Here is a 14989-nt window from a genome sequence, read left to right on the forward strand (position 1 = left end):
CTTGTTTTAAATGAAAACTGGCCGGTCTGACTTACTGTCATGCCAATTCCTACAGAGCTAAAGATCATCTTTTTTTGCACATCAACAAGATGACAGACTAAATAAACTTTGATAGGTAGCATCCTAGTAGTTTGCAAATTTGTAAAACTCTAGTCTACAAAAAAGGACAACCTCATCAAAAGGGTGTCCTTGTCTGTTTTTCTTTAGTTCAGATCACTTTCTGGTACAGCGGCTAAATATTCAGAAACCGCTGCGATGGTATCATCCAGTGCACCAGCTTCAAATGGGGAACGCAGATGGGCGATGTCTAAGATCTCCAAGAAAGTTTTGGTACCACCGACCTGACAAATTGCCAGATAGTCGCTCCAAGCTGTCTCGTCGTGATCCACATGGAATCTCTTCCAAAATTGGAAAGCACAAACTTGTGCCAAAGTGTAATCGATATAATAGAAGGGACTTTGGAAAATATGGCCTTGACGGAACCAGAATAGCCCACGATCCAAATCAGGAATTTCTGAATAATCACGTTCAGGACAGTATTGTTTTTCTAATTTGCGCCAGCAAGCTTTGCGTTCAGCAGGAGACCACTGCGGATTTTCATAGACGGCTTGTTGGAAATGATCCACTAAGACCCCATATGGTAAGAATTCTAAGGCATCTCCCAAGTGGGCAAACTTATATTTTGCCGTTTGTTCTTTAAAGAAACCTTCCATCCAAGGCCATGCAATAAATTCCATGGACATGGAGTGAATTTCACAGGATTCAAAATTAGGAAAGACAATTTCTGGTTCTTTGATCCAACGAGATTCATAGCATTGGAAAGCATGGCCGGCTTCGTGGGTCAAAACGTCCACATCTCCAGAGGTTCCGTTGAAGTTGGCAAAGATAAAGGGCGATTGGAAATCCGCAATATAGGTACAATAGCCACCAGATTGTTTCCCTGGTTTGCTTAACAAGTCCAAGAGCTGGTGTTCTTTCATAAAATCGAAAAAGGCACCGGTTTCCGGAGAAAGTTCGTGATACATGACTTGGGCGTGAGCCACTAGTTCTTCCGGTGTTCCTTGTGGCTTGGCATTGCCGCTAGGGTAGACAAGCCACAAATCATAGTTGTACATCTGGTCTAGCTGATTGCGTGTTTGTTGTCGTTGATAGAGGGTTTGGGCAGCCGGTACGACTTTTTCCAAGATTTCTTTGCGATAAGTTTCAATCATAGGACGGTTGTAATCCCAGCGATTCATCTTGACGTCAGCAAATTGGACGTAATTGTCAAAGCCCAGCCCTTTAGCGATTTGATCCCGCACGTTGACCATCTCGTCGTAAATGGCGTCAAACTTTTCTTCGTTTTCAACAAAGAAGGCAGTGGTGGCTTGGGCGGCTTTTTTACGAGTCGTGCGGTCAGTGGCTTGGGTGAAGGGAGTCATTTGCGGCAGATTCCGGGTTTCCCCTGCGAACTCGATTGCAGCAGAGGCAATCAGTTTATTGTAATCTGAGGCCAACTGGTTTTCTTTTTGGAACAGGGGAATCAGTTTTTCATCGAACAGTTTTACGCGACTTTCTGCAAATAAAAATAAGGTTGCTGGATAGATGGTTTTTAATTCAGTAAGGACGGGGGAAGCTAATAAGGCTTGATAAAACTGGAAATCCAAGGATTCAAAATGGGGCAGATAGTCATTCCACCACGCATCTTCTTTTTCATAAAACTGGTCATTGGTATCGATGGAATAGCGGATGCTAGCCAGATTCATAGCGGTATCCACTTGGGAACGGTAGTGATTTAGCTGATCGACAGCCGTTTTAGCCTCTTCTAGCGTAAAGGCCTGTTGCAATCGGGCGACACTGGCTAGGTAAGCCTCTTTATAAGTAGCAAAATCAGGGCGGGTATAGGTGTAATCTGCAAAATTCATGGGAAACCTCCTCAACGTGATTTTTGTTATGTTTGCCAGGCAGAAGGCATCTTTCACTTAAATTCTGATGAAAATTGACATTCTGCAAGCTTACTCTCAAATGATAGCATAAAGCGGTTGATTCTGATATGCCCAAGGGGAAAGTCCCGGGCATTTTCGCCTGTGATGGGTGTTTTTTTGGTTAAAGTAAGGTAGAATAGGCTCAGTGAAGAAAATTAAATGACAAGAAATGAGGAAAACTGATGGCAGAGTTTGTAACTGTTAGCCAAATGGTGCAAAAACTGAATTTGGAGATTATTTCCGGTTCGGAGACTTCGCTAGCAAGAAATGTGACAATCGCGGATATTTCACGCCCTGGTCTGGAACTAACTGGTTATTTCAATTATTATTCCCATGATCGAATTCAACTGTTTGGGTCAAAGGAAATTACTTTTGCTCAGCGGATGATGCCGGAAGAGCGTTTGATGGTATTGCGGCGCATGTGTACAGAAGATACTCCAGCTTTTGTGGTATCTCGGGGCTTACCGGTGCCAGATGAAATGATAGAAGCCTGTGCCGAACACGATATTCCAGTTTTGCGTTCACCGATTAGTAGTTCCCGCTTATTAGGAGAAATGTCCAGTTATCTCAGTGGCTTTTTGGCACCACGGACCAGTGTTCACGGGGTTTTAGTGGACGTTTATGGATTAGGGGTGCTGATTCAAGGGGATAGCGGGATTGGGAAAAGTGAAACCGCATTAGAATTAATCAAACGAGGGCATCGCTTGATTGCTGACGACCGGGTAGATGTCTATCAACAAGATGAGTTGACTTTAGTCGGTGAACCACCGCAGATTTTGCAACATCTAATTGAAATTCGTGGAATCGGTATTATTGATGTCATGAATCTCTTTGGGGCTTCAGCAGTTCGAGGGAGCATGCAAGTGCAACTGTGTGTCTACTTGGAAGCTTGGGCCAAAGATAAGAAGTATGATCGTTTAGGCTCAGCCGACACAGCGATTCAAATTGCGGAAGTCGAGGTATCCCAAATCAAAATACCGGTAAAAACCGGGCGTAACGTGGCGATTATCATCGAGGTGGCAGCGATGAATTTCCGGGCGAAAGCCATGGGTTATGATGCTACCAAGACCTTTGAAGAACGCTTGACCCAGTTAATTGCTCAAAACAAAGACAATGACTAAGGGACTAGTTGCAGGAAAGCTAGTAAGAGCAGGGCTGATTTGAAGCCAAGAGTGAGGAATCGACTTGTTGTTACTCGCCACAATGAAGGAGGAAAATATGTTTTTGAATGTTGTCAATCGGGTCGCTTTTGAGATTTTTGGCATTGAAATTTACTGGTATGCTATCATCATCGTTTCAGCGGTAATCCTCGCTATGTGGTTAGCCACTAGAGAAGCGGTCCGAGCAGGTTTAGGACCCGATGATGTGACAGATTTTATGCTGGTGGGATTACCGCTTGCTTTAGTTGGTGCACGTTTGTATTATGTCTTGTTTGATATTCAAACATATCTAGCAGATCCGATACAGATTTTCAATGTGCGTTCGGGGGGGTTAGCAATTTATGGTGGCTTGATCGCGGCGGTTATCTGGTTAGCCTTTTTCTGTCGTCGAAAAAAGATCAATATGTGGACTTTTTTGGATATCGCCGCTCCCACGGTAATTTTAGCCCAAGGAATTGGTCGTTGGGGTAACTTTATGAACCATGAAGCCTTTGGACCAAAAACGACGGAAGCTTTTTTGGAAAAATTGCATTTGCCTCAATTTATTATCGACAATATGTATATCGACGGTGCTTTTCGACAACCAACCTTCTTGTACGAATCCCTGTGGAACTTTTTGGGCTTTTTATTGTTGATTCTTTTGCGAAAGAAACAGATTTTCAAACAAGGGGAAGTCTTTTTAGCCTACGTGATTTGGTACAGCTTCGGACGGTTCTGGATTGAAGGGTTGCGGACGGATAGCTTGTATCTCTTTGGTCCGATTCGTGTATCCCAATTGTTGTCGGTAGTTTTATTTGTCGGTGGATGGGGATTATTGCTTTATCGTCGTAAAACCAATTCACGACTGCCAGCCTATGATCGGAGTCAAGGAAGTAATCAATACCTGTTATAATAAGAAAGAAGAGCTTGCGGGAGAAAAAACTCCCGCCTAAAGCTGTCATCTAGCATAAAAATGGCAGTTTATTTGTAGCTTTCTTTCGCTTCAAACGAGAGTAACTTTAAGGAGGAAATAAGCATGAATCAAAAAATTGCAGTATTAGGTCCGGGATCTTGGGGCACAGCCTTAGCGCAAGTCTTGGCAGAAAATGGCCATGAAGTACGTATTTGGGGCAATCTCCCCGCACAAATCGCCGAAATCAATACCTACCATACGAATCGTCACTACTTACCGGATGTCAAAATTCCCGATAGTATCGTGGCTTACGATGAATTGGCGGAGGCTATCGCTGATTGTGATGCCGTCTTATTCGTAATTCCCACTAAAGCGATTCGCGTGGTGGCACAAGAATTTGCGCAAAAAGTCAAAAATGCACCAGTGATTATCCATGCGGCAAAAGGGTTAGAGCAAGGGAGCCACAAACGGATTTCCGAAATTTTGATTGAAGAAATTCCCGAAGCCCACCGCAAAGCCGTGACGGTGTTGTCAGGTCCGAGTCATGCTGAAGAAGTGGTCAAACATGATATCACTACCATCACCGCTGCTAGCACGGATTTAGCCGCTGCCAAATATGTGCAAGACTTGTTTATGAATGATTATTTCCGCATCTACACCAACGATGATGTCATCGGTGTGGAAACCGGCGCGGCTTTGAAAAATATCATCGCCCTTGGTGCCGGGGCAATCGCAGGACTAGGTTTTGGGGATGATGCCAAAGCAGCAATCATGACGCGAGGACTAGCAGAAATCAGTCGCTTAGGGGTTGCCATGGGTGCCAATCCATTGACCTTCATCGGGTTGTCTGGGGTAGGGGATTTGATCGTGACCTGTACCAGTGTCCATTCTCGTAACTGGCGAGCGGGTAACCTGCTAGGTAAAGGGCATAAACTTGATGAAGTCTTAGAAAACATGGGAATGATTGTGGAAGGTGTTTCCACGACGAAAGCTGCGATGGAATTGGCCCGACAATTAAACGTTGAAATGCCAATTACCGAAACAATCTATGGCGTGTTGTATGAAGGACAAGATGTCAAAGATGCTGCTAAGAATATCATGTTACGGGATGCACGGGAAGAAAACGAGTTTTCATTGGAGTAATCAACAGAGCTAATCAGCCCTGTTTGTATTTGAAGGAGGAGTATGCATGAAAGTCAAAAAAGCTGTCATTCCAGCCGCCGGTTTAGGAACGCGTTTTTTACCTGCTACCAAAGCCATGGCTAAGGAAATGTTGCCCATCGTAGACAAGCCAACGATTCAATTTATTGTGGAAGAAGCCTTGAAGGCGGGAATTGAAGATATTTTGATTGTGACTGGGAAAGCCAAACGGCCCATTGAAGACCATTTTGATGCAAATATTGAATTGGAAACCAATCTACGAGAAAAAGGTAAAACGGAATTATTAAAATTAGTGGAAGAAACGACTGATGTCAATTTGCACTTTATCCGGCAATCCCATCCTCGGGGCTTGGGCCATGCGGTTTTACAGGCCAAAGCTTTTGTCGGCAACGAACCCTTCGTCGTCATGCTGGGGGATGATTTGATGGAAGATGAGATTCCTTTGACCAAACAGCTGATCAATGACTATGAAAAAACGCATGCCTCCACGATTGCTGTCATGAAAGTACCTCACGAAGAAACTTACAAGTACGGTATTATCGATCCTGAAGCGGAAGTCGCTGATGGCTTGTACAATGTGCGCAGTTTTGTGGAGAAACCAAAACCCGAAAATGCGCCTAGTGATCTGGCAATTATCGGTCGTTACTTGTTGACTCCAGAAATCTTCCATATTTTGGAAAATCAAGCTCCTGGCGCCGGTGATGAAATCCAATTGACAGATGCCATCGATACCTTGAATAAAACCCAACGTGTCTTTGCCCAAGAGTTCAAGGGCAAACGCTATGATGTAGGGGATAAGATTGGCTTTTTGAAAACGAGCATCGCATACGGATTGACGCATCCAGAAGTGAAGGCCGATTTGCGCGCATTTATCAAAGAGTTGGGGGCAGAGCTGACGGCAGAAGACGAACTGCAAGCCATATCTGCGAAAGCCGCAAAAAAACCAATAGCAGAAACGAAAAAGGCGGATCAGTAAAGGCGCAAGGCCCCCTGAATTTCTTACGTACAGTTTTGGCTTGTACAAAGAATTTCAGGGGGCCTTATTTTTTACCTGAGACTACTAAGAAAGTCAGATTGCTATCTTTTTAACCTGGGTTAATTTCCGAGAAAACCGCGGTTTTTGGGTATTTTAGTTGTGATAAAAAAGCTGAAATGATATGCTTTATCTATGTAGAGTAGGAAGGGAGCAAAGAAGATGAGTGGAGGAGAGATTGCTGCGTTAATTGCAGCTATCGCATTTGCGTTACTAGTCGTTTTTTTGATTCGTTTGTTGTTGCAAATCTCAAAAACAGTCACCAAAGTCAATCGAACCGTGGATGAAGCCAACACCACGATTCGCGTCGTTACCAAAGATGTAGATGTTTTGTCCAGTGAAGTGGAAGGGCTTTTGGTAAAAACCAATACCTTGTTAAATGATGTGAATGGCAAAGTCGCCACCATCGATCCGTTGTTTACAGCAGTGGCTGATTTAAGCGAAAGTGTTTCTGATTTGAACCATTCCGGAAAACAGGCGATTTCTAAACTGTCAGCAGTCACCAAAACTACTGCTCAAGCGACTGTGGCCGGTAAAGTTGGCCAAACGGCACTGAAATTTTTCAAACAGCGGAATGACAACCAATAGCATTGAAAAAAGAAGGTAATGAGCCACGAATAAGAAGGCTTAGCTTAAAAAATAATGGAGGGGACAAACATGAGTAAAAAAGGTGGATTTTTATTAGGTGCCGTGATCGGTGCCAGTGCGGCAGCGGCAGCAGCCTTGTTGTTAGCACCAGAATCAGGAAAAGAATTACGGGAAAAATTGGCTGAAAAAGCGGATGATTTGTTAGATGTCGTGAGTGACTACACAGATACCGTTAAAGAAAAAAGCGGCGATTTGACAGAAGTTGCGAAAGATACTGCGGTTAAGTTGAGCCAACAAGCCGATGATTTAGCTGATAACATTAAACATAAAGCATCAGAATCAGTGGAAGGGATGCATGATGGTTCTAGTGATTTATTGGATAACTTGAAAAAGCAAACAGGAGAATTATCCCAACGCTTTAAAAAGTCGGCGGAGGATTTAGCAGATCAAGGTTCTGATTTAAAAGAAGATGCCCAAGAAACTGTTGAAGACATCGTCATTGATGTCAAAGATGCCGCAGGAGATTTCAAAGATTCTGTGACGGAAGCGGTGGATGAAAGTCAGCCAATTCTTGAAGATTTAAAAGAGGCTACAAAAGATTCTGCCACAGTAGCCAAAGAGACGCTTGCCGACCAAGGGGCAGATCTGAAGGCAGAAGCCGGTGAAAATGTAGCAATGGCGAAAGCTGACCTAAACGAAGCTGCTGAAGACTTAAAAGAAGCGCTGGAAGAAAACAACCCTGATCAGGGGGAAAGCTAAGTAACTGAAAAGGCCTGTCCTTCATGGATGGGCCTTTTTGATTTGGATATTCTGTTTGGCTTCACAAATGAGTTCAGCTACCGCAGACAGTTGAGCTAACTAAAAGCCGCTAAGTCCAACTATCTTCAAAAATTAAACTCCAAAAAGACGGATGTATCAGAAATTAAGTGTGTATCATACCGATATTTTGATGCCGCTAAAAAAGGTACACATGCTATCCTACATAGAAATAATTTGCTGGATTTATGAAGCAAAGGGAATAAAGCGATTATCAACAAAACAGGGCAGACTTGCTGAAGGAGAAGCTCTCGAGTTGTAGGATAAAGGATGTCCGAGGAATTACTTGTTGTTGTCCAACGATTTTGTTGGACATACAACAAGTTTGTCTTCGGTAAGGTAAATGACAACGGTTTTTTAGTTGGTATTTACCGGTCCTACTACAACCCAAGGGATTCTCCGAAAGCGAGTCTGCCCTGTTTTATTATTGGTTTATTTTTTGGTAGAGCCTTTTTCGTCGATTCCATAAGGTAAGATGATTGTTTTGTCTTCCACATCTTCTTTGTTCATCATTTTAGTCAATAAACGCATGGAAACGGCACCTAAGTCATACAAAGGTTGGGTGATGGAAGACAAGCGAGGACGAGCCACATCTGTCAACAAAGAGTTGTTGCTAGTGATGATTTCGAAGTCTTCGGGAACTTTTTTGCCAGCGTCGATTAAGCCGTCTAAAATCCCGATGGCTAATTCATCATCTGAAACAAAGGCAGCCGTAGCACCACTGTTCAAGATGCGATCAACTAAGCTCAAGCCGTCTTTGAAACTGTATTTCGCTTCGAAAATCAAGCCTTCATTGTAGTCCAAGTTGTTTGCTTTCAAGGCTTCTTTATACCCTTTCAAACGGTTTTGACCATTGATAGGGTCGATTAAAGCACCACTGACGAAAGCGATCTTTTTGTTGCCATTTTTGGCTAATAAGCTAACGGCATCTTTAGTCGCTTCAGTATAATCGATATTGACAGAACCCACTTGTTGATCAGGATCGATGGAACCAGCTAAAACAACCGGAGTTTTAGAGCGAGAAAATTCGCCACGGATTTCTTCTGTGATACGATGTCCCATGAAGATGACACCATCCACTTGTTTCGCCAATAAGTTGTTTAAAACATTGACTTCTTTTTGACCATCGCCATCGGAGTTAGCCAAGATGATGTTATATTTGTACATGGTAGCTACATCGTCAATCCCTCGTGCTAATGAAGCGAAAAACATATTGCTGACGTCGGGGATGATTACGCCCACCGTGGTGGTTTTTTTACTTGCTAAGCCCCGTGCGACGGCATTTGGACGGTAATCCAAGCGGTCGATGACTTCTAAGACTTTTTTGCGGGTGGCCGGCTTCACATTTGGGTTGCCATTGACAACCCGTGAAACAGTGGCCATTGAGACATTCGCTTCCCGGGCGACGTCATAGATGGTAATCGTTTGTTTATCCATATTTATGCTCCTCTTTATCTGTTTTCAGAAAATCTGATTTACATTTCTAAGTAAGAATAGCATGTTATTTCAAAGATTGCAACCGTTTTATTGCAGTTTTCATGAAAAGGTTGTGTTCCTTTCAAGAAGTGCTTTTTTTGTAAGAGTGGTATAATGAAGATGAGTGTTTTATCGACGGGTTACGCGCTAGGATGAAAAGCACTTGGCTTGTCGATTATCAAAAAGAAAAGAGGCAATAGTTATGAATCAACAGAAGATAGCGGAACTACGAGCGGCAGCGGCGAAAGAAGGGGCGGATCTCTCCTATATTACCGATCCTGGACATATCGCTTATTTGAGTGGCTATGCTAGCGACCCTCACGAACGGATTTTGGCATTGTTTATCCCTTCTCAAGGGAATCCCTTTTTGTTCACACCAGCCTTAGAAGTCGAGGATGCACAAGCTAGCAGCTGGGCCTATGATGTGGTGGGGTATCTTGATAGCGAAAACCCTTGGGAAAAAATTAAGCAGGAAATCACTAGTCGTTACGGTGTACCACAGAAATTAGCGCTGGAAAAAAATGCCTTGACTGTTGATCGCTTTGAATTGTTGCGGGAAATGTTTCCAGCATGTGATCTTTCACTGGATTTGACAAGTATTGTGCAACGTTTGATGCTGATCAAAACCGAGGCAGAAATGGCCACGATGATCGAAGCCGGTGACTGGGCGGATGTGGCTTTTGAAATTGGTTTTGGGGCCATCAAAGAAGGGGCCAAAGAAGCTGAAATTGTTGCTGAAATTGAGTACCAATTAAAGCGTCGCGGTGTGTCACAAATGAGTTTTGATACCTTAGTTCTCGCCGGAGCAAATGCTGCAAGTCCTCATGGTGCACCTGGTGAGAATCAAGTACGACCAAATGAGTTAGTCTTATTCGACTTAGGAGTCGTCTGGAAAGGTTATTGTAGTGATGCCACGCGGACAGTCGCCTACAAAGAACCAACTGCCTATCAACGGGAAATCTATGACTTGACCTTGAAAGCCCAATTGGCTGCCCAAGAAGCTGTTCGGCCAGGCATTACAGCTGCTCAATTGGATAAAATCGCACGAGATGTTATCAGCGATGCTGGCTATGGGGAATACTTTAACCATCGTCTAGGTCACGGGATTGGGACCACCGTTCACGAATTTCCATCCTTAGTGAAAGGTAACGACCTCGTGATTGAAAAAGGTATGTGCTTCTCGATTGAACCAGGTATCTACATTCCTGGTAAAGTGGGCGTCCGCATTGAAGATTGTCTATATGTTACCGAATCTGGTTGCGTACCATTTACGAAGACTGATAAAACCTTACAAGTAATTGAATAAATCGCTGTACAGTGAATAAGAAAGGCAGCACGAACGCTTTCAGCTAAATAGTGTTCAGCTTCATTTCATAAAAGGAGACCCTCGTTTTATCGACGAGGGTCTCCTTTTATGTGAGAGATGGTAACTTTGCAAAGCTGAAAAAGACAGGTTTAGGAAGCGAAGAAGAGCATCCCTTTTATCAAGCCTAGGGAAAAGCATACGTCCCCCAAGCTGAAGGGGATGTATGCTTATTTTTCCTCTGCTTTGTCTTGTTTTTCGTCAGCTTTGTTCTCATTGTCTTTCTCAGCGGCAGGGTCATCTTTATCAGTTTCAGCCGCTGCTGTTTTTTCATCGTCATCCGCAGCATCTGAGGAAGGCGTCTCTTCCTCAGTATTACTTGAATCGGAGGAAGCCCCGGAATTTCCTTCGCTGGAGTCACTGGTGTTACTGGAATCGCTAGCGTCACTAGAACCACTTGAGCTGGTGTTTCCAGTTTTGGATTTTTCGGTTTCCTTTTTCTTTTCTTCTTCTTTGCCGAAGATGGTTTCCCAATAGGTTTGGTAATTTTCCTCTGTGCCTCCAATCCCAAAGTTGAAGCTAGCTTCAGCGGGTTTTCCTTTAGCATAAAGGGATTGCGTGGTTGCTACTGGAATTGTTTGTTGCTTTTTATTGACTGTGACTTTACCAGCTTCGGTACCGGTAACCGTCGCTACATCATAGCCTTTAACGCTACTATCTAATTGGAAGCGTTCCTCGACCCCAAATACATCAGGATTGGCCATATAAATGCGGTTGGCCAGATAAGCCATGTATTGACCCGTGCGTTTGCTGGCGTCGCTATCATTTTTTAAGGTATTGTCGGCAACCCCGGACCAACTACTTAAGGTGATGGCTGGGGTGGAGACGATCAGCCAAGAATCTCGGTATTCATCAGAAGAGCCGGTTTTCCCTACCCAGTCTCCTTGTCCAAGATACCAATTGAGACCAGAGACGGTATACTTGAAGTTACTGGTAATGCCAGCGTCGAGAATCCCCCGCATCAGATCGTTCATGATCGAGGCGGTTGCCTTGGAGAAGACTTGAACGGGTTTGTTTTTGTGTTGGTATACCACATTGCCTTCGCTATCAGTGATGGATTCGATGATATAGCCTTCTTCATAAACCCCGCCATTAGCTAGTGTTTGGAAGCCGTTTGTCTGTTCCATCGTCGACACATCATTTGGACCTAAAGCTGCCCCTTCATAGGCCCATTGGTTGGTGGCGTGGTAGTTCATTTTTTTCAAGTATTCGTCGTAAGCGAAGGTCTCACCTTTTTCGCTTTTCAGTTTATCAAAGACATTGACTGCGGCGATATTGGAGGAGACATTTAGGGCTTCACGAGTCGTCAAGAAAGTATTCGTCCCAGCGTTGGTAGAGTTGACGATCGGTTTGCCTTTGGAGTTGTTTGGATCATCTTCATCCAAATCGTCGCTTCCGACCCATTCCCGTTCAAAGTCGGAGATGCGGGTCTCGGTGCCCAAGATTCCTTGGTCAATGGCTGGACCATAAACCAAAATCGGTTTGATGGAGGAACCGGCTGGACGAGCGCCGTCAAACGCATGGTTGTATTGGTTGTCGTTAAAGTCCCGCCCCCCTACAAAGCCAAGGACGCGTCCGGTTTTATTATCCATCATGATATTGCCCACTTGGACGGTACCGGTATCGGTGCCATCCAGCATATAGCCGTATTCGGCAACGGCATCTTGCATCGCTTTGTAGATGTCTTTATCGATGGTGGATTTTACCGTGTAGCCCCCGGAGACTAGTTCATTCGCAGCTTTTTCTAAGTAACTGTTTTTGACTTTTTCTTTCTTATATTCTTTATCCGAAACTTTATCGGCTTGTCGCATGTTTTCCGCGATTATTTCTTGTGCTTCCCCTAAAACAGTGTAGTAGAGGAAGTCATGATTGCTATTGTCTTGGGTTTCCCGTTGTAAGAAATCTTTGGATAGATCATATTTTACCGCAGCATCGTATTCTTTTTTGGTGATGTCATGGTTACGATACATACTAAAGAGGACATAATCTTTTCGTTTCAAACCAGCGGATAAGTTTTCCTTAAGTTGGCCGCTATTGTCATATGGACTATAGACGATTGGACTTTGGGGCAGACCTGCAATAAAGGCAGCCTGAGCAAGATTGACTTCACTGGCATCTTTGCCAAAAATCCCTTTGGCAGCTTCTTGGACACCGGCGATATTTTGCCCTTTGTTGTTGCGGCCAAATGGTGAAACGTTGAGGTACATGGTGACAATTTCATCTTTTGAAAAATATTTTTCAACTTCCATTGCCAGCAAAATCTCATTGGCTTTGCGCTTAAAGGTGGTTTCATTGGTGAGGACTTGTTGTTTCACCAATTGCTGGGTCAGGGTCGAGCCCCCGCCTCCGCCACCAAAGCCAGTTGCCTCAGATAGGAGGGCCCGGACGACGGATTTTGGCACCACTCCATTGTGCTCATTGAAATACTCATCTTCGGTTGCGATGATCGCTTTCTTTAGTAAATCGGAAATCTGGTCGGATTTTACCGCCGTTCGACTTAAATCAGAGCGGATAGTGGAGATATTGCTATTGTCCGCATAGACCAGCTTGGAGGTTTCCGAAAACTCTCCCAGCGTTTTTTGCATTTCTTTTTTGGTAGGGGTTTGGGTATCTTCTACTAAATAGGCAAAATAACCCGCACCAATCCCGGCGACTAAAGCACCACCGATGATTAAAAAGGAGATTCCTACTAATAATAGCGCATTAATTGTACGCAAGCCGACATTAAAATAAAACCAGCCTTTATGTTTGACATCCGGCTCGTTTGTAGGTTGGCGTTTTTTCTTTTGGGGCACGTTTTTCACCTCGTCAAAATATTGCCACAAGCAGTTACTAAAGCTCCACCCTTATGAGTAGGAACGTTGTTGGAGACTGAAGAGCGGCTTGTGATTTGGTTGGCTGAAAGGGCTGGCGTGTTTTACTACTAGGACTACGTTAGCAAAACAGACCTTATCTTTCAAACAAGTACCGTTGTATTATAGCAAAAATCACCGTAAATGGATAGCGCCCACCAAAGTAGCAAGCTAATACTAATAAAATCGCAAACATTCTTATAATTATCCCTTTTATTTAACCACCAATTCAGTTAAGATGGACAGTGAACGACATTGCTTTTGTTCTTCTGTCTCAGACGCAGAAGAATCGGCAAAATTAAGAAGATTTGAAAAGCAAATCTCAAAATAATTAAGGAGGCTACACCATGGGTTCTGCATTTTTTGAAGAACTAAAAAGTCGCGGTCTGGTGCACCAAGTGACAGATGAAGCGGCGTTGGAAAAACAACTAAACGAAGAGTCTGTGAAGTTATATATCGGGTTTGACCCTACTGCAGACAGCTTGCATATCGGCCACTTATTGCCGATTCTGATGCTGCGACGCTTCCAACAAAACGGTCATGTGCCTATCGCTTTAGTCGGTGGTGGAACGGGTATGATTGGCGATCCTTCATTTAAAGATCAAGAACGTCAGTTGAACACCTTGAATACAGTCAAAGATTGGGCACAAAGTATCAAAAACCAGCTGTCTCGTTTTATTGACTTTGACGATGAGACAAATCCGGCTATTTTAGCCAATAATTACGATTGGCTAGGGGAAATGAAACTGATTGATTTCCTCCGTGACGTAGGGAAAAACTTTACGATTAACTACATGATGTCAAAAGAAAGTGTCAAACGTCGGATTGAAAGTGGGATTTCTTATACTGAGTTTGCCTACCAATTATTGCAAGCCTACGATTTCCTTAACCTTTACGATTCTGAAGGCTGTTTGTTGCAGCTGGGTGGTTCTGACCAATGGGGAAATATCACTTCAGGGATTGAGTTATTGCGTCGGGAACGGGAAGTCCAAGGGTTTGGTTTGACGATGCCCCTGATTACTAAAGCAGATGGGACGAAATTTGGGAAAACAGAAGGCAATGCCGTCTGGTTGGATCCTGAAAAAACTACCCCTTACGAATTTTACCAATTTTGGATTAATACCGATGACCGGGATGCTGTGAAGTTCTTGAAATACTTTACTTTCCTAAGCTTAGATGAGATTGCGGCTATCGAAAAAGATTTTGTGGCATCACCAGAATCCCGCGTCGCCCAAAAAGCGTTAGCCAAAGAAGTGACGACTTTGGTTCATGGAGAAGCAGCTTACCAACAAGCCGTTCATATTTCGGAAGCTCTCTTTTCTGGTGAGATTAAAGGCTTGTCGGCGGCGGAAATTCAGCAAGGGTTTAAAGGTGTACCAAGTTACCAAGTTCAAAGTGACGATGATTTGCAATTGGTGGAATTGTTGGTGACTGCTGGCATCGAAGCTTCGAAACGGCAAGCGCGAGAAGATATTCAAAACGGAGCCATCTATGTCAACGGCGAGCGGCGCCAAGACTTGACGGCGGCTTTGACTGCGGAAGATAAATTAGACAATCGCTACACTGTGATTCGTCGTGGCAAGAAAAAATATTTCTTGTTGGAATTCTAAAATCCAAGAGAGGTCATCTGAAGATGGCCTCTCTTATTATATGAGGAAAGAAAGCGTTTGATGTTTAGCAAGAG

General features: G+C 43.8%; 11 protein-coding genes. 8 read left to right on the forward strand and 3 right to left on the reverse strand.

Annotated features, from left to right (window positions below; all coding sequences use genetic code 11):
- Positions 1-203: 203 nt before the first annotated feature.
- The gene (locus ACO03U_RS01820; protein WP_204685040.1) at positions 204-1904 is read right to left on the reverse strand and encodes a M3 family oligoendopeptidase; all 1701 of its coding nucleotides are present in this window, start codon (positions 1902-1904) and stop codon (positions 204-206) included.
- 242 nt (positions 1905-2146) lie between these two features.
- Here ACO03U_RS01820 and hprK point away from each other — a divergent pair, with 242 nt between their 5' ends.
- The 6 genes from hprK (at position 2147) to ACO03U_RS01850 (ending at position 7557) form a co-directional block, all read left to right on the forward strand.
- On the forward strand, positions 2147-3085 hold the full coding sequence (hprK, locus tag ACO03U_RS01825; RefSeq protein ID WP_204685042.1) for an HPr(Ser) kinase/phosphatase: 939 nt from the start codon (positions 2147-2149) through the stop codon (positions 3083-3085).
- A 97-nt stretch (positions 3086-3182) separates the two neighbouring features.
- Complete coding sequence (lgt, locus tag ACO03U_RS01830; RefSeq protein WP_161868372.1) at positions 3183-4016, forward strand: prolipoprotein diacylglyceryl transferase; 834 nt, start codon at positions 3183-3185, stop codon at positions 4014-4016.
- 123 nt (positions 4017-4139) lie between these two features.
- Entirely contained in the window at positions 4140-5159 is a 1020-nt protein-coding gene (locus ACO03U_RS01835; protein ID WP_161868373.1) for an NAD(P)H-dependent glycerol-3-phosphate dehydrogenase, read from the forward strand.
- A gap of 46 nt (positions 5160-5205) precedes the next feature.
- Positions 5206-6153 carry a UTP--glucose-1-phosphate uridylyltransferase GalU gene (gene galU / locus ACO03U_RS01840; protein ID WP_270789292.1) on the forward strand — a complete coding sequence of 316 codons (948 nt, stop codon included), beginning with the start codon at positions 5206-5208 and terminating at the stop codon, positions 6151-6153.
- 219 nt (positions 6154-6372) lie between these two features.
- Positions 6373-6798, forward strand: coding sequence for a DUF948 domain-containing protein (locus ACO03U_RS01845; RefSeq protein WP_204685044.1), 426 nt, complete (start codon positions 6373-6375; stop codon positions 6796-6798).
- A 69-nt stretch (positions 6799-6867) separates the two neighbouring features.
- Positions 6868-7557 carry a YtxH domain-containing protein gene (locus tag ACO03U_RS01850; protein ID WP_204685046.1) on the forward strand — a complete coding sequence of 230 codons (690 nt, stop codon included), beginning with the start codon at positions 6868-6870 and terminating at the stop codon, positions 7555-7557.
- A 489-nt stretch (positions 7558-8046) separates the two neighbouring features.
- Here ACO03U_RS01850 and ccpA read toward each other — a convergent pair whose 3' ends face one another.
- A complete protein-coding gene (gene ccpA / locus ACO03U_RS01855; protein ID WP_204685048.1) occupies positions 8047-9051 on the reverse strand; it encodes a catabolite control protein A in 1005 nt (334 codons plus the stop codon).
- Between the two features lie 241 nt (positions 9052-9292).
- Between ccpA and ACO03U_RS01860 the strand changes: the two genes are divergently transcribed.
- Positions 9293-10396 (forward strand): M24 family metallopeptidase, encoded by a 1104-nt coding sequence (locus ACO03U_RS01860; RefSeq protein WP_204685050.1) that lies wholly within the window; start codon positions 9293-9295, stop codon positions 10394-10396.
- 227 nt (positions 10397-10623) lie between these two features.
- On the opposite strand, the gene ACO03U_RS01865 is transcribed toward ACO03U_RS01860, so the two are convergent.
- Positions 10624-13248, reverse strand: coding sequence for a transglycosylase domain-containing protein (locus ACO03U_RS01865; RefSeq protein ID WP_204685052.1), 2625 nt, complete (start codon positions 13246-13248; stop codon positions 10624-10626).
- A gap of 404 nt (positions 13249-13652) precedes the next feature.
- Here ACO03U_RS01865 and tyrS point away from each other — a divergent pair, with 404 nt between their 5' ends.
- A complete protein-coding gene (gene tyrS, locus ACO03U_RS01870; protein WP_204685054.1) occupies positions 13653-14915 on the forward strand; it encodes a tyrosine--tRNA ligase in 1263 nt (420 codons plus the stop codon).
- Positions 14916-14989 lie beyond the last annotated feature (74 nt).

Origin of the sequence: Enterococcus diestrammenae (assembly GCF_049384045.1) — a bacterium.
GTDB lineage: Bacteria > Bacillota > Bacilli > Lactobacillales > Enterococcaceae > Enterococcus_C > Enterococcus_C diestrammenae.

Coding starts and splice junctions, on each gene's coding strand:
- ACO03U_RS01820 (WP_204685040.1), bottom strand. CDS start 1,904: ATGAATTTTGCAGATTACACCTATACCCGCCCTGATTTTGCTACTTAT.
- ACO03U_RS01850 (WP_204685046.1), top strand. CDS start 6,868: ATGAGTAAAAAAGGTGGATTTTTATTAGGTGCCGTGATCGGTGCCAGT.
- lgt (WP_161868372.1), top strand. CDS start 3,183: ATGTTTTTGAATGTTGTCAATCGGGTCGCTTTTGAGATTTTTGGCATT.
- hprK (WP_204685042.1), top strand. CDS start 2,147: ATGGCAGAGTTTGTAACTGTTAGCCAAATGGTGCAAAAACTGAATTTG.
- ACO03U_RS01860 (WP_204685050.1), top strand. CDS start 9,293: ATGAATCAACAGAAGATAGCGGAACTACGAGCGGCAGCGGCGAAAGAA.
- tyrS (WP_204685054.1), top strand. CDS start 13,653: ATGGGTTCTGCATTTTTTGAAGAACTAAAAAGTCGCGGTCTGGTGCAC.
- ACO03U_RS01835 (WP_161868373.1), top strand. CDS start 4,140: ATGAATCAAAAAATTGCAGTATTAGGTCCGGGATCTTGGGGCACAGCC.
- ACO03U_RS01845 (WP_204685044.1), top strand. CDS start 6,373: ATGAGTGGAGGAGAGATTGCTGCGTTAATTGCAGCTATCGCATTTGCG.
- galU (WP_270789292.1), top strand. CDS start 5,206: ATGAAAGTCAAAAAAGCTGTCATTCCAGCCGCCGGTTTAGGAACGCGT.
- ccpA (WP_204685048.1), bottom strand. CDS start 9,051: ATGGATAAACAAACGATTACCATCTATGACGTCGCCCGGGAAGCGAAT.